Origin of the sequence: Aquimarina litoralis (genome assembly GCF_019295435.1) — a bacterium.
Taxonomy (GTDB): Bacteria; Bacteroidota; Bacteroidia; order Flavobacteriales; family Flavobacteriaceae; genus Aquimarina; species Aquimarina litoralis_A.
The window spans coordinates 12,857-31,681 of the sequence record NZ_WEKL01000029.1; the positions used below are offsets into that span (position 1 = coordinate 12,857).

Genomic DNA, 18,825 nt, shown 5'->3' on the forward strand with positions numbered 1-18,825 from the left:
AACATTAAAAAAGGGACTATTTCGTGGTCAATAGTCCCTTTTAAGTTGAAATGAAAACTAATTCAACACAAACAAACAGGTTTTACTAAAAACAATTAAAAAATAAAACCTACTTACTATCATGAATAGTACTCGATATTCTTTGTTGATTAATTTTGTTTCAAGCCATATTCCAATGTAGTAGGGTTAAATGTAACAGTATAGTTTCCAGCGGTTATTGGTATATTATTATTAAGTGTTCCTGGTTCTAATATCCCATCATTTTCTGTATCTCCGTAGTTGATTTCCCAATCGTTATTAAATCTAATTTTTAAATTTCCATTTTGTAGCGTAACCTCAGCTGTCCAATTGTCAAATAAAGGATTATACGTCAATGGCATATCGGGTCCATCCCAACCATTTACTGTAGCATCTCCAACCAATCCCCAAGAATAAGGTTCAATAGAATACTCAAGGGAATTCTCATTAAATAAGATTTTATAAGTCCCTGCAGATACTAAAATATCATTACCTCCTGATTCTAATGTAGTATCCGGTTCATTATCTCCATAATTTATCGTCCAATCATTATCAGCTCTAATTTTAATAGCTCCATCAATAAGATCGACGTATGCTACAAACGTTCCTGCGGGTTCATTGCTATCTGTAGATTGATAAAAAGGCATATCAGGACCATCCCAACCATTAATCGTAGCGCTTCCTACTAATCCCCATCTTGATGACAAATCCAATGCCGACATATACGGAGTTACCATTATGGATTCAACATCAGAAAACCAACTAGTATCATTGGATAATACAGTTTCTACCTTTACAAAAACTTCTGTTTCCTCTTCTGGTTCAGCTCCAAGGTTAATTAAAACCTGATTAAGCTGTGCTGTGGTAAAAGTTATTGCAAAACCATTAGTCACTGAAACAATCTCTGGCGAGCTAAAATTACCTTCTTCCAAATCAAACAAGAGTTGATAACTAATGGATCCTGCATTGAATCCAAAATCTGGTTCTTGGAATGTAATCGTAAGCACTTCTTCATCTTCATTAGCATTGTCCAATTGCAAATTGTTAACCGAAAATACAGGAGCTCCTGTTGTAGCATCCGAATTAGCCACTATTAGATCATCATTATTTTCACAAGAAGTAATACTCATCAGAATAACAAGCATTACAATTATTCTATTAATAACTATATTTTTCATCAGTTCTTTTTATTATTTTTTATTGTCAAATGAAAGTCTCCACCGATCATTGCTGGAACTATCCAGCAAATTTGTTTGGTTCATTTCATTATTTAAAAAGGTATTTAATTAATATCCAGGAGTTGGAACTAGATTTGGGTTTGCGTTTAACTCTGCACTAGGCATAGGATAAAGATCCCTAAACTTTTCCGTTGTTCTTCCGGCAGCAATATTTCCTTTCCAAGGCCATACACCTTGGTCTGAAAATTGACTAAAACGAATGAGATCTGTTCTTCTGTGGCATTCCCAATACAACTCTCGTGATCTTTCATCTAGAATAAAATCTAATGTCAAGTCTGCAATAGTGACATTTCCACTTGTATCGCCATAAGCGCGTTCTCTAAGTTGGTTAATATAGCCAAGTGCTGTATTAGCATCTCCTCCTCCTCCTCTAAGAAAAATTTCAGCATACATTAAATAAGCGTCTGCTAACCTAAATACTGGAAAATTAACATCAACATTGTTACCAGAAGCGTCAGAACCGATATCACCATTTACATCAATATTTCTATATTTTGTTACAGCATATCCTTGTGTAAAATCAAATGGATTTTGTATTTCCAATGTTTGTCCATCAGTATGAAACTTAGCTCTGGTATCTGTGTTTCCACTAATATCATCAAACTTACCAACAAAAGCACTAGTACTTCTTAGACCTGCCCATCCATTATTGACACCAAATTCTGTAGCATTCATTGTACCACCAATCGAAGCATGAACTAGGTATGTTGTTCCTCCAAAAGATCCATTGGCAATTCCATCAAAGAGAACTGGATAAATGATTTCATCTTCCGCTCCATTTCGATCATTATCTGCTAAAAACAAATAACTATAATCTGGAACTAATGAATATCCAGCATTTAGAATTCTCTCTGTATATTCAAATGCATCTGCATAACGATTTGTATTGGCATATACTTCTGCATTTAAATATAACTTAGCTAACAACATCCAAACAAAAGCCTTATCCGCTCTTCCGTATTCATTTTGACGAGGATTAGGCAAACGACTTTCTATATCCAATAATTCTGATTCTAGATACTCAAACATTTCTGCTCTTGATGTTTGTTCTGGAAAAAATGCACCTACTGGATCATTTTCATCAACCAAAGGTATATCTCCAAACATATCTATTCCATGCCAGTAGCTAAAAGCTCTCATAAAACGAGCTTCATCCCTAAATCCTGCTATTTCTTCTCTTAAGGCAGCATCAACATTCCCCCTACTATCCAATACTGATGGTTCTGTTTCTCTTAAGAACTGATTTACTAATCCTATTTGAAAATAAACTCTAGCATACATTGCGGTAATAAAAATATCAGAAGATGTCCATACATGATTATGGATATTGTGTATCGTTTGATCATTCCATGCTATAATAGATTCATCAGTAGCAAGTTCTTGTGTTGTAAAAAGCAAGCGAAGGTAATTGGAAAAATTTCCATTAATTCCAGCTATATCATCAAAATTACCACTGGTATCCTGACCTGTTAATGATATTCCTCCATAAATCTTGGCTAAAAACTGTTTATAAGCATCTGGGTTCTGAAAAGTAATTTCAGAAGTCTGCGAACTTAATGGATCTAAATCTAACTCGTCTGCGCAAGAAGCCAGTAATAATAGCATTAAAACGATAAGTAATGCCGAAATACTGGTCAAGCTGTTTAATATTTTAATTGCTTTCATATTCGTTTTTTTTAAAAGTTCATATTTGCTCCAAATACAATATTTCTTGGTCTTGGGAAGAAGTTGTTATCAATACCTCCAGCTATTTCAGGATCAATACCATCATAGCCTGTTATAGTAAATACGTTTTGTAAGGTAAACTGAAGACGTAAACCGATTTTATCGTCTTTAATAATATCTCGGAAATTATAACCAAGGGTGATATTATCCATTTTTAAAAATGAAGCGTCTTCTAAATAATAATCTGATAGTAATTGATTGTTTCTAAAACCAGTTTCTAGTATAGAGACATGGACATTTCTATTAGACCCTAATGACTGTAAACCAAATTCATTTCCTGTAGAAGAGGCTACATTATTATAGACATAATTGCCTAAACTTGCTCTCATGGTAAAACTTAGATCCCAGTTTTTATAGGTAGTACTAGAAGATAATCCGAAAAGATAATCTGCAGCTGGATTTTCTCTAATAGCTAAATCTTCAGAATCAATAACACCATCATCATTGATATCTTCATAAACACCTTCTATAGGTCTTCCGTCGGTATCATAAACCTGTCTATATAGTAAAAATGAACGTTGTGGTGATCCGACTCTATGAATTTGTACCGTATTTCCTATACCACCTGTAATAAACCCTGTAGGAACGCCAATGAAAGAAGGATCATCAACGATATTTAGTTTTAGAATTTTGTTGGTAAGATATGAGGCATTAAAACTTACATTCCAATTAAAATCAGTACTTCTAACAAGATCCGAGCTTATCGTAAATTCAAATCCACTATTTTCCAAATCTCCAATATTAGTAGTTAATTGGTTAGTAAGGTTTGTTCCTGAAGGAATTGGGATAAGGTTTAAAACATCATTGGTTTCTCTGGTAAAATATTCAATACTTCCTGAAATTCTATTATCAAGAAAACCATAGTCTAAACCGATATTATAAGTTTCTGATTCTTCCCATTTAATGTTTTCATCAAAACCTTGTGGACGTACAGTGTTATAAAACGTGCTTCCTAATTGATATTGCTGATTATCTGCTCCATTGACATATACTGGCAGATAGCCAAAGTCAACACCTATCTCTTGTTGTCCAGTTTCTCCATAACCTAATCGTAGTTTTAAATTGGAAATAGTTTTAGAATCCTTTAAAAAACTTTCCTCGCTAATATTCCAGGCCAAGGCAGCGGCAAAAAAATTACCCCAACGATTATCCTCGCTAAATCTAGAAGAACCGTCAGATCGATAACTAACCGTTAGTAAATATCTACTATCATAAGAATATCTCAACCTAGTTACATATGATTCTATGGCATTTTGCGTTTCAAAACTGTTTGCTACTGGAGTACCGACGGTTGGAGTATTGCTGTTAAAGTTTTTCCTGTAAAATTTCTGAAATGTATGTCCTGCTGTGAGCTCTATACTACTTCTAATACTTTCAATATCCTTTTTATAATTTAAAAAGAAATCAATCAATGTACTTCTTCTTATACTTCCATAATCTCCCACTGTTCCTTGAGTAAAGAACCCTACAGCAGAAGAAGCAGGAGTATCCGTGACTCCATTAACTTCGTTATAATCAAATCCTAAGTTAATATTAGCATTCAATCCCGGTAAAAAAGGAGCATTGTAATCTAATTTGATATTACCCAATGCTCTTTCTGTTTCAGCCGTATTATTCAATTGTTGTAATAATCCCACAGGATTTCTAGGTGCTAACGGTAGTGGATCTCCATTTGGTTGCAACCATTCCCAGAAACCACCAAAGTTTTCTGAGCCACTAAACACCGATTGCGTAGGATCAAATAGTGAGGCTGATCCTAATGCTCCACCATTTGCAAAATCATCTTGAGTAAGTGCTCCACGAATGTTTAGATCTATGGATAAACTATTATCAAACAATTTTTGCAACAAATTAATAGAAGCAGAACTTCTTTCGAATCTAGACGTTTTTACCAATCCTTCTTGGGTGGTATATCCAGCAGATACTCTATATGATGTACTTCCAAAACCCTGCGAAAGTGTAACATTAGTATCTGTTCCTAGTGCTTCCTGAAAAATTTCATCTTGCCAATCTGTATTACTATTTCCTAGAAGTGGTACTATTAAAGATGCATTTTGACTATTGGCAGCTACTTCCCTATACTGTTCTGCATTCAAAACCTCGTTTGTTCTTTGTACCATCCCAATAGATCCGGTCGTATTCACTTGAATTTTAAAAGGAGAACTTAATTTTCCGCTTTTGGTAGTAATTAAAATAACTCCTGCGGATGCTCTAGAACCATAGATAGCTGTAGAAGAAGCATCTTTTAACACAACAAAACTTTCTATATCATTTGGATTAATTGAATTTAGTGCTGAAACCCCATTTCCTCCGGTTGTTCCTTGGTCAATAGGAACGCCATCAATTACCACCAAAGGACTATTATTAGCAGATAATGAAGAGTTTCCTCCTCTTATACTAATGGTACCTGCTTGTCCTGGTTGTCCTCCTGGAGGGATTACATTTACACCAGCAGTTTTCCCTGTTATTAGTTGTTCAGGAGAAGTTATTGCTCCTGGATTAAATTCTTCAGAGGTTACTTTTTCTATAGCGCCGGTTGCATCCTTGACTGTAGTAGTACCGTATCCTATAATCACTACCTCATCTAATGTAGCGGCATCTTCCTCAAGAGCGACATTCATAGTGCTTGTAGTAACGACTACTTCTAGGTTTTTAAATCCGATATAGGAAAACAAGAGTACATCACCTATAGATGCATCTATTATGTAATTTCCATCAAAATCAGAGACAGCGCCATTCGCAGTACCTTTAATGATAACATTAACACCTGGTATTGGATTTCCTGTAGACTTTTCGGTTATAACTCCATTAATCATATCTTGGGAATAAACCCCAATTGATACAATGGTAATTAAAAATAATACTAGTTTTTGTTTTGGTTTCATTTGTTTGTTATTTGTGATCTGATATAATTATTCCTCTCGGTTATGAAATAGATTAGTTGGTTATTGAGCCTTACTAGTTCTAGGTCTAATTCCTGTTATGTTTTGGGAAATATTGAAATTGAAAATTGTATTGTAGATTGTTTCTTAAAAGCTTCTTTTTTATACATGAATCCATAGATGTTTTGTGCTAATTGTTTGAATTTGAGCACATATTAAACAAAAACGTTTTCGGAATAAAACTCTTTGAACAAACGACCAGTTATCTTGCCGAAAAACAACTTATTAGCGTTTTTTATCCATAAAATTATTTTTTAAGAGTATCCTAATTTTTGTAGATAGTAATGTGTCGTTGGTATACACTAAACTGTAATTCGTTTACATACATAGAAAACGTAGGAACATTTTGAGATTTTATGCTTACTTTTCGGTTCTAAGATTACCAATGACCAATTTTTTTTATAGCAACCAACTCAAGTATAGAATCCCTAGACATCTGATCTATTGGTTAGGATTTTACTTTTCATTAGTTTTAATTTGGTCCAGTACTAATCATAATTTTCAAGTTCATTTATTGATACAAGCAGCATTACTACCGGCTAGACTATTTCTTGTATATGGGACGATTTATTTTTTAATCCCAAAATTTTACTTTAAAAAGAACTTACTAGTTTTCGGTATTAGTTATCTAATCTGGCTTATCTTAGTTACCATCTTCATACAACGTCCAATGTGGGCGTTAACTATACCAATATTTTTCCATGAATGGACGAATTATGAGATGTTCAATTTTTTAGAAATCATGGGTAATATCTTCGATATCAATCGCGCAGCCATTATACCTATAATTTTTGTTTTCGTTAGATTCTATAATAGAGAGCAAAAAAGAACATTAACCTTAGAACGAGAACAATTTAAATCAGAATTAACCCAATTAAGAAATCAAATACATCCTCATTTTCTTTTTAATACGTTAAACAATCTATATTCTCTTATTATTAAAAAATCAGACGCTGCTGAAGATGCTTTGATCAGGTTATCTGGATTAATGAGATATATGTTATATGAAGCTAATGTTCCTAAAGTTTCTTTATCAAAGGAAATAGAGTATCTAAGAAACTATATTGATCTGGAAAAATTAAGATTGAATAATACGAATACGATTCATTTTACAACGAGTATGAATAAGGACAATGAGATTGCTCCATTTATCTTAATGCCTTTTGTAGAAAATGCTTTTAAACACGGTATTAGTAATGACAAAAAATCATCTATAGAGATAAGCGTAAAAGCGGATAAAGATGTGTTAACAATGTCTGTATACAATACAAAGAAAATAAATGCCCATAAGGATCAAGGCGAGAAAATTGGTGTTGGTATGGTAAACGTAAAAAAACGTCTGGAACTATTATATAAGGATAACTATGAGCTTCATAAAGAAGAAACTGATTCCTACTATAAAGTAATTCTGAAATTAAATCTTATCTAGTTTCACCTATGAAAAATCAAAAAATAAGATGTTTAGTTGTTGATGATGAGCCTTTGGCTAGAGATGTTATCGAAAATTTTATTTTGCGAATTGATAATCTTGATTTAATTGCAAAATGTAGTAGCGCCCATGAGGCTTTTAATGTTCTCCATAAAGAAGCAATAGATCTTATCTTCTTGGATATACAGATGCCTGAGATTACAGGAATCGAATTTCTTAAGGATCTATCTCCTGCTCCTACAGTAATCTTTACTACAGCATATAAAGATCATGCGATAGATGCCTATAATCTGGATGCCATAGATTATCTTTTAAAACCTATTGAATTTTCAAGGTTTTTAAAATCAGTAAATAAAGTATACAGACAATCAAAACCTAATTCAGAAACGAATATAGAAACTCCTATAACAAACGTAATACCCAAACCATATATCTATTTAAAAGTATTAAAGAAGATGCAGAAAGTCTATCTGGATGATATTTTATATATAGAAAGTATTAAGAGTTATATACGTGTAAAAACCACCACAAAAGAAATCATAGCGCATCGACCTATTTCATCTATCATTAGTGAATTACCAACTAAAAAATTCTTGAGAGTTCATAGATCATTTCTTATTTCTGTAGATCATATTGATGCTTTTTCTCCAACAGAAATAGAATTAAAAGGAAATAAAGTTCCGGTAGGCAGAAAATATAAAGAGACGGTAAAAGAAGTGTTAGGTTATTTCTAAGTTGCTTTTTAGTTCTGAAGCCAATCCTCAGTTACTGGAGGTGGTGGCGGTGGTGGTATAATTCCGTAACTATCGGCCCATAAATTTCGTCTGCAAGAATTCTCAGAATAAGAGCGCATAAATGAAAACCACCATGTTTTAAATCCAACATGATCTTTTAAAACCCTATAATTCTCTACAGAAACCTTCTGAGTAGCATCATCAAAAACAAAAGCAATCTGAAAAACGAATAAATAATCTCCTAATCCCCAATCCGTTCCGTTGTCTATCCATTTACTTGCATAGATGGTATAGATATATTGATTTTTAAAAGGATTATAAAAAATATTTGGTTGATTCAATTCATAATTTTCATACTTCATTATTTCGTCATCCAAAACCTCAAACAAATACTCCATTTGATAACCATCTACAAAAACTTTTTTTAATTTTTCTGTATTAGAAGATGCAATAAGATCTGAAATTTCTATGCCTTTATCTAAACAACTCACTAAAGCTTTTTTATCACTATGTTCGCTAAGTAAACCATTGCAACCTGCAATAAATAGTAAGAAAATAGTATAGCAAGAGAACTTACATAAGGTATATCGTATTATTTTAGAGAACAAAAACATCAAATAATTTATGAGTCAATAATGATTCTTCATGTAAGTATCAAAACTAACCAAATTGTTACCCAAAAATCTTATTTTTAAAATTAATTCCTGTAGCCGCAGATGCGGTAACAACACCTGCAAATAGGGCTCCGCCAACTCCTGCAGTAACTATATCTTGTCCTGTAAGATACAATCCTTTAATAGGTGTTCTAGGTTGTAAAAACTTTTGTCGGAAACGTTCTGGTGTATGATCAATTCCATATATTTCACCTTTCTCATAATTCACAAAGTGTTCTGTGCTTAATGGTGTGGAAAGCTCATAATGATCTACTTTACCTTCTAAGTGAGGTAATTGCTTAAAAAGTTCCTTCATTAAGCGTTGCGAAATATTTTCTTTCCAAGCTTCATAGGCATCTCCTCTTTTCATCCATCGGGTATCTTTCCATTGCGATACAGATTCATAGGGAACCAAAGTAATGATATCAATGGTGCTACGATTTGGGTACCTATTAGACCAATCTGGGTCCTTAGCCGAAGGAAATGATACATATACCACAGGGAAAGGAGCGTTTTGATCCTTTAAATACCTATCTACACATGTATCATGATCGACATCTTCCGGATATATCCAAAAATTCGTTTTAGGCAGTTCAAGATCTTCAGGGCTATATTTAAAACCCATATATAAACAAGCATGAGATACAGATGGTGTTACTTTTTGTAAGTTGTCTAATAACTTATGTTCTTTAATTACCGTATCTGGAAGTAATTTTTGAAAAGTATTAAATACACCTGCTCCACTAATAATGGTATCCGCATAAAACTCCTTACCATCAATCATTTTAACCCCTTTGGCTCTAGTATTTTCTACTATTACTTCGGCTACTTCTGCATTGGTCAAAATGGTTCCTAAAGAAGCTTCTATTACTGGATCGATAGTGTCTACAATTTTTGATGATCCGCCAATTGGAAAATTACCACCACCAAAATAGTGTCGTGCTACTGATGCATGCATTGCAAAACTACTTTGCTTAGGAGGCAAACCATAATCTCCATATTGAGCAGTTAATACCTTAATCAATTGTTGATTCTTGGTTAGTTTCTGTAATACTCCGTAGGTAGTTTGATCAGAATACTTCCAATAAGGTCTTTTCAGAAAACCACCTATCAAAAACCTAATAAAAGAAGGCAAAGCTTTTTCTTTATAGAAAGCACCCATCGCCTTATTAGCCTTAAAGACAAGATCTATATAGGTATCAATAGCTCTTTCTTCTTCAGGAAAATAGGATACCATCTTATTTCTAAAATTCTCCACTCCCTTTACAAAATCATAAGAATCATCTCCAATAATAATCCGATCATATACTTCACCCATATCAGCCCACTTGAGTTGATGATTTGAAACATAATCAAATAGCTTACGTATGGGACTCTTTTCTTGTTGTACTCCTCCTATATAATGTATTCCTACATCCCATTCGTATCCTTTACGTTTAAAAATATGTGTAAACCCTCCTGCAGTATAATGACGTTCCAGAATAAGTACTTTCTTTCCTTCTTTTGCTAAAATAGCTCCAACAGTCAGGCTTCCCATTCCTGATCCGATGATAATAGCATCATATTTTTCTTCTAAAACAGGACGTTGTTTATAGGATTGTATCATAAATTATATAAGGTTATAAGTTGCTTACCAAATCTAAGAAGAATCTCTGGATCTTTACTTTCGAATATTTAAAATGCTCTTTATCAATTTATTTATACAGAATTAAAGTGCTCTATTTATAAAATTATTAGTGTTTATAGGGGCTACTACTTCTTATGTTATCTACATTTTATTTTTGTATTACAAAAAGTTGAAATTTCCCCTTTTTAAAACATAAAATATTCACATTTTCTTAAAAAATAATAGCCTCTCTCTTAGCAGTTCAATGGTTACTTTTATTTCAACTTTTAACCTTAAATTCATAACAATGAAATCAACTTTCAAATCCATTTTGGGAACATTATTCGTATCCTTACTTATCATTTCATGTAGCGATGATACAGATTTAAACCAACCTACAGAATCTGTAGACAGAACAGCTATTTTTGACCTTGTAGGTACAGAAGAACAAAGAACTGCTTCTGCAGAAGAGTTAAACGAAATACCAGAATTTATTGAAAAAGCGAATTGTACATTAAGCGGAGACGAAGGATGTTCTGATAATGCTTCTTCCGAATTCGAAAGATATGTACGTGAATGTACAAGTTATACCAGAAACTGGCCTCCATCTGGTGCTGTAAATACGTACTATAGAAGTATGGTATATTATGTGGATGGAGATAGCGATATCAATCTAGATCACTATCAGGATGATTTACAAGCTCAAGTATCTCAAATTGTAGGATCTGGTGGTGCTGCATTTGTAGATGCAGATATCATATACTGGGAATGCAATGACAGACAAAACAACTCTTGCGTGATTCAATACTCCGTTTATAGATAACTGGTAATTTCATTACCACAAAAAAAGCAGGTCTCAAGACCTGCTTTTCATTTTTTGATTGATGTTTAAAATCTATAAGCTACTAAATTCTACGAATTCATATTCAGGAGAATACTCAATCATATGCCTTAATACAGAAGCATGCCCGTTACCGACAATTACCAATATCCTATCCTCATCGGTATGTTCTATTTCTTGAATTTTTCGAAACATTCTTAAATTTCTATTGTACCACCAAATTGATAAAAAATCTGCGCCTCTGTTATTATCCAATTTGAAATCACCTACAAAGTATGCTCCGTAATTATTCCAGTGCCCTTCTACTGTATTCATATATTTTATGTAGTCTAGGATTTTCACTTTTGCCGGCAAAACGGTCGAGGCATTAAAAGACTTTTCTACCATTTTATTATAAGGATCATCTGATTGAAAATCATAACCTTTACTAAGCTCTTTCATCATTTTAGGATATTTCTTTTCCAGATCTGTACTAAAGGTAGTAGCATCAATAGAGTGAATCTTATCTAAATTCAAATCATTGGCAATGCGCATTCCTAATTGGTAGCTTTCATTTCTTTTATCTCTATGTTTTCCTTTTTTATACTCTTCATACATCTTATCCATTCCCCAATCTTCCTTAGCTTCAATAGCTACCTTAGTAGGTTTAAATTTCTTGATATAAGCAACCAACTCTGCTACCTCAGATTTTTTCGGTTCTTTTAGTACATCAATTTTATCTTCTTCTTTGGTTTTGGTATAGTCCAAACCTGGGTATGAGAAATGAAAAGTCCCTACAACCAGAATTTTTGTTTTTTGCTTTGGATAATAACTAGCATAGGGTTTTAGATATTCTTGGTTATGTTCAGATACTTGTTGGGCATTTGTTTTGTTTGCTAATAACCCAATACTTATAGCGATACATAATAATAGACGATGTTTCATGGTATGTAATTTTTAAAATTCACAACAATAATATATCGTATCCAAAGATCAGATATAGATTTTACACCAAACAGTAGTATTATTCAGTGAACACGGTATATGATAAAACGTATATATATGTTGTACAAAAAGTATTATTGGTTTTATAAAAATGATAGTTGGTCATATCTAATAAAAACAAAAGTATTTTCACCTTACTTTTGAGCCATGGACACGAGAAAAGAGTTTTTATATAATGGTATTATTATCACCATTATTTTTTTAGTGGATCTTTTAGGGGATTATATTATTTCTAATCGAGATATTTTTTCTACAAATCCTCCATTTTTCCTATTTAAAACTGCCTTTATCATCGCATTACTTTCGGTATATGCTGTGAACTATTTATATAATGTTCCAAGGTTTCTATTTAAAAAGAAGTATCTCCTATACAGCTTATCATTTATTGGTATGATTCTACTATTTGGAGGTTTACGATTTTTATTGGAAGAGGTTGTGTTATATCATATTACTGGAATTCATAATTACCATTTTGATGTACCTGTTTCACAATTGATTACAACCTATTCTCTCGATTCTTTTTATTATACACTAAGGGCCTGTCTAGTAAGTACAGCTATTTGTTTGTTTTTTAGGTACAGTGAAAACAAAGAACAAATACATCATCTAAATATAGCTCATGAAAGAGCGAAACTTTCTGCTTTAAAATCTCAAATAAGTCCTCATTTCCTATTTAACACTTTAAACAACTTTTATGAAGAGTTATATGATGATAAACCTGAAACTGCCAATGACATACTAAAACTATCCGAATTACTACGATATGTTACTTATGAAACCAATGAAGATGTGACTTTCTTAAGTAAAGAAATTACTTTTATTGAAGACTATTTGTATTTCTTTAAACGTAGATATGAGGATAATTTTCATGTATCGCTACATATTGACGGTATGGTACATCTTCAAAAAATTCCGTCTTTGATGTTAATTCATTTCGTAGAAAATGTGTGTAAACATGGTATTATTAATGATGTAAAAAGACCTGCCTCGATTAGACTAAACATTCAGGAAGGCAGCTTAATATTAAGAACAGAGAATTATATCAATACTTCTGAGCAACATACCGAAACTGGTATAGGTACAGAAAATATTAAACAGCGATTGGAGGTTTTATATCAGGATAATTTTATTTTAGAGCATACAAACAGAGACAATCAATTTGAAGCCTTTTTAGAACTTAGGTTCTAATTCAACTAATTTCTATCCATGGAAAAAAGATTTACTTGTGTATTAATAGACGATGAACCTGCAGCAATTCGATTGTTAGAGAAGTATTGTGCTAAAGTATCATTCTTAGCAGTAAAAAATACATTTACAAATCCATTAGAAGGGTTAAATTACCTTGAACAAGAACCGATTRATCTAGTATTTCTAGATATTCAAATGCCAGAAATCACAGGTATTCAGTTATCTAAAATCATCAATGCTAGCACGAAAATTATTTTTACAACTGCTTATCCGCAATTTGCTTTAGATAGTTATGAAGTAGCAGCTCTGGATTACTTACTGAAACCTATAGCTTTTGATCGTTTTTATAAAGCTGTTTCAAAAATTAAAGGGAATACCCTTTCTGAAGCCGAAACAAAGCATCAAAATTCAGATGAGTTTTTCTTTTTCAAAACGGATGGAAAAAACAAGTACGCTAAGGTATTTTTAAAGGATATTATCTATGTAGAAAGCTTAAAAAACTATATTGCTATTCATCTGAAAGATCAACAAATCATTACCTATAATACCTTAAAACATTTTAAAGAAACCMTACCAATAGTACAATTCATTCAAATCCATAAATCATATATTATTTCTATTCAGCATATCGATAAAATCAGTAATGATGCTGTATGGATTCAAGATAAAGAATTACCTATTGGAAACACCTATCGAAAGTCATTTTTCGACACTATAGGGAAGCATCAATTGTAGCTAGAAATAGAAAATCATATAATTATGAATTGAAAATCGAGTTGTTATAAGTCTTCGACAAGCTCAGGCTGACAATCAGAATGCTTAACTAAATAACACTATCCAGCTACTTCATGCCTTTCCAGTCGTAATTGCTGACCATCAAACTTAAAAATCCAGAAAGAACTATACTCATTTTCAGAATAGTAATTACTACCATATTTAAAAGGTTCTTTCATAATTTCAGAATGAGTCACATCTCCTCTGCCTAAAATAACTTCACTTCCATCGATTCTTAAGGAAGTTTCGATAATTGAAAAACCATTATCAGTAGAAACTTTATACAATGCCTCATTACGATACCAGTTAACATCTTTTAGGTTTATTTTAGAAAAAATGGATTTCAATTCATTAAGTGCTACTTCTGGATTCACTTCATCTCTAAGCCCATTATCCAAGAATAAATTAATGGTGATCGTATCGTTTACTGTTAATACTCTTTTCAATTCCTTTAGTTCAGAAATCAATCGTTTCCTCTTGCTTTTAATATTCGATTCAGCACTTTTAATAAGTGCTATATTCGCATTCTCTATATCATTCAATGTTATTTCTGGCGGATTGTTATAATCTGGTTGATACCAAGAATAATCCTGAAAATGTTCTAATAAACGTTCGTCTTTAAAAATATACTGATGTCGAGCGAAAATTTCATTGCGTAGTAATTGAAGGTCATATAGACTTTTCTTTGCAAAATCCTTTTTAGTATATTTTTGTGTATCACAAGCTGAACAATCTTCTAATTGTGCTTGTAGCAACAAAGAGAAGAATAAAAGAAATAGAAGTATGGTATTCTTCATAAGAAAAGAGATTGGTTAGTTAGTACCACAAATATACTATTTGTAGTAGAACGTCACTCACTATCTTATTCATTTTCAGTATTCTTATTACAAAGCTAAGTTTTCTATTCCTCTTTAGATTTTCGCTTTGCTATTTCTAAAAACATAGTAAACTGTGGTTGTTGTGTAGATTGATATACTTCTTCGTACAATTTTATGGACTCTTCATAAGCTCCTTTAGTTTCTAATACCCAAGCAAGAAAAAACTTAGCCTTAAAATCATCTGGTTTTTCCTGGATACAATCTCGAAAATCTTTCTCTGCTTTTTCTAGTTCATTAAATGCAAAATATCTGGTCCCACGTTCCCAAAGAAAATCAAGATTATTAGTAGTCTTTATCAATTGACTTAGTGAATCAATCACTACTTCTTCCGTTTCTTTATCTCTTACTGACTGCATTCCCTTCTCACGCATTGCTTCCAGATACTTATAATACGGATCACATTGGTGAATTAATTGTTTTTGCATATCATACATTAATTCTTGTCCCATTGAATACCCTTGAGTATATGCATCTAAACTATCCACAGCGCTATGCAAAACCATCTTATCAATATCGTCTTTATAATGTTTTACTTGTTCTGTAAAACAGCTTACAAAAAAATCCTTTTTTACTTCTTTTGTTATATCAGCCTTTGAAAAACAATCACAAATGTCTTTCCCGAATTGTTCTCTAAAAGAATCTAAATTTTCTAAGGAGGTAACACCATTCATAATATCGTTAAACTCTTTCTCCGAAATCTTTTTCACTTCACTTTCCAGAGCAAGATCACTATTGACMATGGAACTTCGTTGTCTGTATCCATCTTCAGAAATTTCAAGAATCTCTACATTTAATGTAAATTTTTCAATAAGATCCTTATTAGGGTTTTCCAAAATTTTATTTAGCGCGAGCGTGTATACACATTTCTCAGACCAATCGACCGTTAACTCTATTTTCACTCCTGTTAATGCTCCATATTCAATTTGTTTATCCCCAGACCTATGCATTACAGAAAGTCCATATTTTGGATGGTCAATCTTGAAAAAACCTTCTTTAAATTGATGACAATCTTTTACCTGTGCATTGGTTATTAAGGATATCATTAAGATTCCCCATAGTATGTGTATTTTCATTTGATATTTTTATTTTTCAGTGTAAGTAGCATATAAACATTTGCATCAAAAATTAGAATTCAATCATTTTAAAGCCTTATTATGTAACCTCACTATTATATTAAAGTATCTTATTTACCATTTTAGGAATGTCAAAAAAACATATTAGGTACAATATAATCTATATTTAATCCTAAGTTAAACGTGTTTTTGTAGATTCCATATTCATTCGCTTTTTCCGTTAGCTCGAGCATAATTTCATTATCACTTCTAAAACATTTCATTTGTAGTGTACCATTGTTCATCTTAATCCAAATCTTTTCGAATGCATCCAATTTATAGGAATTTTCCTTAATTAGGATTTCTCCAGATTTCATTACACCTTTTTCAAATATCGATGTATACATTATTTTCCCTTCTTTATTATACTTAATAACCTTTCCGTTCAATCTATAGTTTAGTAATGTATACTCATATTTTTTTAGTTTTCTTTGAGAATCATAAATAACAACATTTTGACTTTTTTCTGTGTTATAGGAAGTTTCAGTTATACCATCATTATTAGTTTTAATAATTTTCGAAATATTTCCATTTTTATAAAAGATCTCTTCATCTCCTTTTATTTCCTTACCTTCTACAGGGATGTCTTTTGAATATGTTAAACTACTAATAGCTTTTCCATTTCTATCATAATAGGTAGAAGTACCTTCAAGCATATCATTCTTGTAATTACTTACTTTTATTTTGTTTCCACTGTAATCAAATGAAACAAAAGCTCCTTCCTTTACATCGTTCACATAATTTCCTTTTTCCAGAATCATTCCATTATTCTGTAATCTCTTATAAAGTCCGTTTTTTTCTCCATTTGCAAAAGCATAATACTTCAGTGTTTTATGATCATAAGCTGTTCCGCTAAATGGTTTCTTATTTTTAAATAAAAGTTCTGCCACAATATCTCCATTTTCTGTATAATAGGTAGCTTTGTTATTAACATCAATGTCCTCTATTAGAACATATTCGTAGTTATTAAATGCATTGGGATTATGTTTCTTATCATATTTTTTACTACGTACAATGGTGCCATTATCCTCTTCTTTATACTTACGAATTATGTCTGTGTCATAGAAATATGTAAGTAAAGTACCACTCTTAAGATTGTAATCATATCTGCCTGTCTCGTTCCCTTTTCGATCATAAAAAATCACTTTGTCTTTATTCCCATTACGATAAGACAATACAGAACGTTTTTTCTGAACATTATGATAATAATATATCTGTTTCACTAGGTAATACCCGTCATGATATCGTTCTTCTATCCCAACTTTGCTGGAGTCTTTATCAAAATACTTGAACTTTTTCTCATAAGTAGCTTTATTATTTACATATTGTACCTTACTTATTATTCTACCTTTATAATCAATAGAGAATCCTGTACCCTTTTCCGGATTTAAAAAGTCTTTAGAACTAGATATAACCTCTCCGATTAAATTATCTTTTTTATCAAAATAAGTGATGATACCATTTTCAAAAACACTGAACTTATTATTTGACTGTGGATAGAATTCAGTTTCTTTAATTATAACACCTTCTTTATAGACAAGTTCTCTATTTTTTTGTTTAAAAATCCCTTCATAAGGTTGATATCCTTTGTATTGCAATCGACTGGTTTCTTTGCCGCTTTCATCATAATTAATGATCTCCTTTTTTATATTATTCTCATGATATATCTTTGACTTAGGTTTTTGGTTCTCATAAAAATATTGTTTGAATATAATTTTACCATTTGCATCTAACTTCTCAATATATTCGATCAGATGCACCTTATCTTCAATATCATTCGAGTAGAACTTAACTTTTGTTCCATCTTTTAAATCCCATGACTTATTAGAGCTTTCAAATTTTACGGCATGTAGAAATTTTCCGTTTCGATCAAAATACTCGATATTATTCTTTTTCTTAACATCTACTTGTTCCCGAACTACCCCATTAGGATAATAAAAAGCTGTTACTATTCCGTTTTTATAAGCATAATCTCTAATCTGTTTTACGCGAAGTGGATTTTGATAATATATAACCGAAATGCCCTTATACTTACCTTTATCATCAGTTGATAAAGCTCCTAAATACTCTCCACTATTTCCATAGTATTTAACTTCGATTTCTTTTGGATAGGTATCTGTTATTTTTTTTATACTTTCATATCTAATTCCCTTTAAATCTTTATTGTAAGTAACCTCTCGAATAATACTATCTTTTATTTCTGTATATTGCTGTATACCCGAGAAAACAAAATTATTCTTTCCAGAAATTAGCTTTCCGTTTTTATAGTTGGCTACAAGTTTTTGATCTTTATAATATGTAATCATATCCCCATCAAAAAAACCATCTTTGTATGAAACAATTTGTGAAATTTTTCCAGTTTCGGTATACCAAGTCACTTCACCTTCCCAAATAGATTCTTCATCATTGCTTCTAGATAGACCTTCCATTTGTAAAGTACCATCTATATAATAATCTTTAATGAGGTAAAGAGAATCTTTTTTAATAGCTGGAGGACGAAAAAAAGAAGCATTTTCTTTACCTATCAACTTCCAGTTTTTATCATACCAGATGGTATCTTTTTGAGCAATAGCTCTATATAACAAACAGTTAGACATCAAAAAGAAAAGCAAAATAGATTTCTTGAGTAAGGAAGTTTTCATAACAATACTTTGCATAAACATATTTTCGTAAAATTATGCATCAAGATTGTAATGACTATCC

General features: G+C 31.8%; 14 protein-coding genes. 5 read left to right on the forward strand and 9 right to left on the reverse strand.

Features of this window, described 5'->3' with window-relative positions:
• Positions 1–149 precede the first annotated feature (149 nt).
• The 3 genes from GBO31_RS15385 to GBO31_RS15395 all read right to left on the reverse strand — a co-directional run bounded on the left by GBO31_RS15385 (position 150) and on the right by GBO31_RS15395 (position 5,866).
• Positions 150–1,196: a SusE domain-containing protein gene (locus tag GBO31_RS15385; RefSeq protein WP_219009253.1), complete on the reverse strand. Its 1,047-nt coding sequence runs from the start codon at positions 1,194–1,196 to the stop codon at positions 150–152.
• Positions 1,197–1,304: 108 nt separating this feature from the next.
• The gene (locus GBO31_RS15390) at positions 1,305–2,921 is read right to left on the reverse strand and encodes a RagB/SusD family nutrient uptake outer membrane protein (protein ID WP_219009254.1); all 1,617 of its coding nucleotides are present in this window, start codon (positions 2,919–2,921) and stop codon (positions 1,305–1,307) included.
• An 11-nt stretch (positions 2,922–2,932) separates the two neighbouring features.
• On the reverse strand, positions 2,933–5,866 hold the full coding sequence (locus tag GBO31_RS15395; RefSeq protein ID WP_219009255.1) for a SusC/RagA family TonB-linked outer membrane protein: 2,934 nt from the start codon (positions 5,864–5,866) through the stop codon (positions 2,933–2,935).
• 799 nt (positions 5,867–6,665) lie between these two features.
• On the opposite strand from GBO31_RS15395, the gene GBO31_RS15400 reads away from it, so the two are divergent.
• On the forward strand, positions 6,666–7,352 hold the full coding sequence (locus tag GBO31_RS15400) for a sensor histidine kinase (RefSeq protein ID WP_219009256.1): 687 nt from the start codon (positions 6,666–6,668) through the stop codon (positions 7,350–7,352).
• Positions 7,353–7,360: 8 nt separating this feature from the next.
• Positions 7,361–8,086, forward strand: a complete 726-nt coding sequence (locus tag GBO31_RS15405) for a LytR/AlgR family response regulator transcription factor (protein WP_219009257.1) — start codon at positions 7,361–7,363, stop codon at positions 8,084–8,086.
• Between the two features lie 8 nt (positions 8,087–8,094).
• On the opposite strand, the gene GBO31_RS15410 is transcribed toward GBO31_RS15405, so the two are convergent.
• Positions 8,095–8,577 carry a hypothetical protein gene (locus tag GBO31_RS15410; protein ID WP_219009258.1) on the reverse strand — a complete coding sequence of 161 codons (483 nt, stop codon included), beginning with the start codon at positions 8,575–8,577 and terminating at the stop codon, positions 8,095–8,097.
• Between the two features lie 181 nt (positions 8,578–8,758).
• On the reverse strand, positions 8,759–10,345 hold the full coding sequence (locus tag GBO31_RS15415; protein ID WP_219009259.1) for a phytoene desaturase family protein: 1,587 nt from the start codon (positions 10,343–10,345) through the stop codon (positions 8,759–8,761).
• Positions 10,346–10,652: 307 nt separating this feature from the next.
• Between GBO31_RS15415 and GBO31_RS15420 the strand changes: the two genes are divergently transcribed.
• Positions 10,653–11,168 carry a hypothetical protein gene (locus tag GBO31_RS15420; RefSeq protein WP_219009260.1) on the forward strand — a complete coding sequence of 172 codons (516 nt, stop codon included), beginning with the start codon at positions 10,653–10,655 and terminating at the stop codon, positions 11,166–11,168.
• 72 nt (positions 11,169–11,240) lie between these two features.
• Here GBO31_RS15420 and GBO31_RS15425 read toward each other — a convergent pair whose 3' ends face one another.
• Positions 11,241–12,110 (reverse strand): DUF5694 domain-containing protein, encoded by an 870-nt coding sequence (locus tag GBO31_RS15425; RefSeq protein ID WP_246615888.1) that lies wholly within the window; start codon positions 12,108–12,110, stop codon positions 11,241–11,243.
• Between the two features lie 207 nt (positions 12,111–12,317).
• On the opposite strand from GBO31_RS15425, the gene GBO31_RS15430 reads away from it, so the two are divergent.
• Both GBO31_RS15430 and GBO31_RS15435 read left to right on the forward strand, forming a co-directional pair.
• A complete protein-coding gene (locus GBO31_RS15430; RefSeq protein WP_219009261.1) occupies positions 12,318–13,358 on the forward strand; it encodes a sensor histidine kinase in 1,041 nt (346 codons plus the stop codon).
• Positions 13,359–13,376: 18 nt separating this feature from the next.
• Positions 13,377–14,093, forward strand: coding sequence for a LytR/AlgR family response regulator transcription factor (locus GBO31_RS15435; protein ID WP_219009262.1), 717 nt, complete (start codon positions 13,377–13,379; stop codon positions 14,091–14,093).
• Between the two features lie 98 nt (positions 14,094–14,191).
• Here GBO31_RS15435 and GBO31_RS15440 read toward each other — a convergent pair whose 3' ends face one another.
• The 3 genes from GBO31_RS15440 to GBO31_RS15450 all read right to left on the reverse strand — a co-directional run bounded on the left by GBO31_RS15440 (position 14,192) and on the right by GBO31_RS15450 (position 18,764).
• The gene (locus tag GBO31_RS15440; protein ID WP_219009263.1) at positions 14,192–14,929 is read right to left on the reverse strand and encodes a YARHG domain-containing protein; all 738 of its coding nucleotides are present in this window, start codon (positions 14,927–14,929) and stop codon (positions 14,192–14,194) included.
• Positions 14,930–15,033: 104 nt separating this feature from the next.
• A complete protein-coding gene (locus GBO31_RS15445; RefSeq protein ID WP_219009264.1) occupies positions 15,034–16,083 on the reverse strand; it encodes a tetratricopeptide repeat protein in 1,050 nt (349 codons plus the stop codon).
• A gap of 131 nt (positions 16,084–16,214) precedes the next feature.
• Positions 16,215–18,764 carry a toxin-antitoxin system YwqK family antitoxin gene (locus GBO31_RS15450; RefSeq protein WP_219009265.1) on the reverse strand — a complete coding sequence of 850 codons (2,550 nt, stop codon included), beginning with the start codon at positions 18,762–18,764 and terminating at the stop codon, positions 16,215–16,217.
• Positions 18,765–18,825: the final 61 nt, after the last annotated feature.

What these genes read in the sequence shown, in the direction of transcription:
- GBO31_RS15450 (WP_219009265.1), bottom strand. Translation starts at nt 18,764, where the DNA reads ATGAAAACTTCCTTACTCAAGAAATCTATTTTGCTTTTCTTTTTGATG.
- GBO31_RS15415 (WP_219009259.1), bottom strand. Translation starts at nt 10,345, where the DNA reads ATGATACAATCCTATAAACAACGTCCTGTTTTAGAAGAAAAATATGAT.
- GBO31_RS15440 (WP_219009263.1), bottom strand. Translation starts at nt 14,929, where the DNA reads ATGAAGAATACCATACTTCTATTTCTTTTATTCTTCTCTTTGTTGCTA.
- GBO31_RS15420 (WP_219009260.1), top strand. Translation starts at nt 10,653, where the DNA reads ATGAAATCAACTTTCAAATCCATTTTGGGAACATTATTCGTATCCTTA.
- GBO31_RS15430 (WP_219009261.1), top strand. Translation starts at nt 12,318, where the DNA reads ATGGACACGAGAAAAGAGTTTTTATATAATGGTATTATTATCACCATT.
- GBO31_RS15405 (WP_219009257.1), top strand. Translation starts at nt 7,361, where the DNA reads ATGAAAAATCAAAAAATAAGATGTTTAGTTGTTGATGATGAGCCTTTG.
- GBO31_RS15425 (WP_246615888.1), bottom strand. Translation starts at nt 12,110, where the DNA reads ATGAAACATCGTCTATTATTATGTATCGCTATAAGTATTGGGTTATTA.
- GBO31_RS15390 (WP_219009254.1), bottom strand. Translation starts at nt 2,921, where the DNA reads ATGAAAGCAATTAAAATATTAAACAGCTTGACCAGTATTTCGGCATTA.
- GBO31_RS15395 (WP_219009255.1), bottom strand. Translation starts at nt 5,866, where the DNA reads ATGAAACCAAAACAAAAACTAGTATTATTTTTAATTACCATTGTATCA.
- GBO31_RS15385 (WP_219009253.1), bottom strand. Translation starts at nt 1,196, where the DNA reads ATGAAAAATATAGTTATTAATAGAATAATTGTAATGCTTGTTATTCTG.
- GBO31_RS15400 (WP_219009256.1), top strand. Translation starts at nt 6,666, where the DNA reads ATGGGTAATATCTTCGATATCAATCGCGCAGCCATTATACCTATAATT.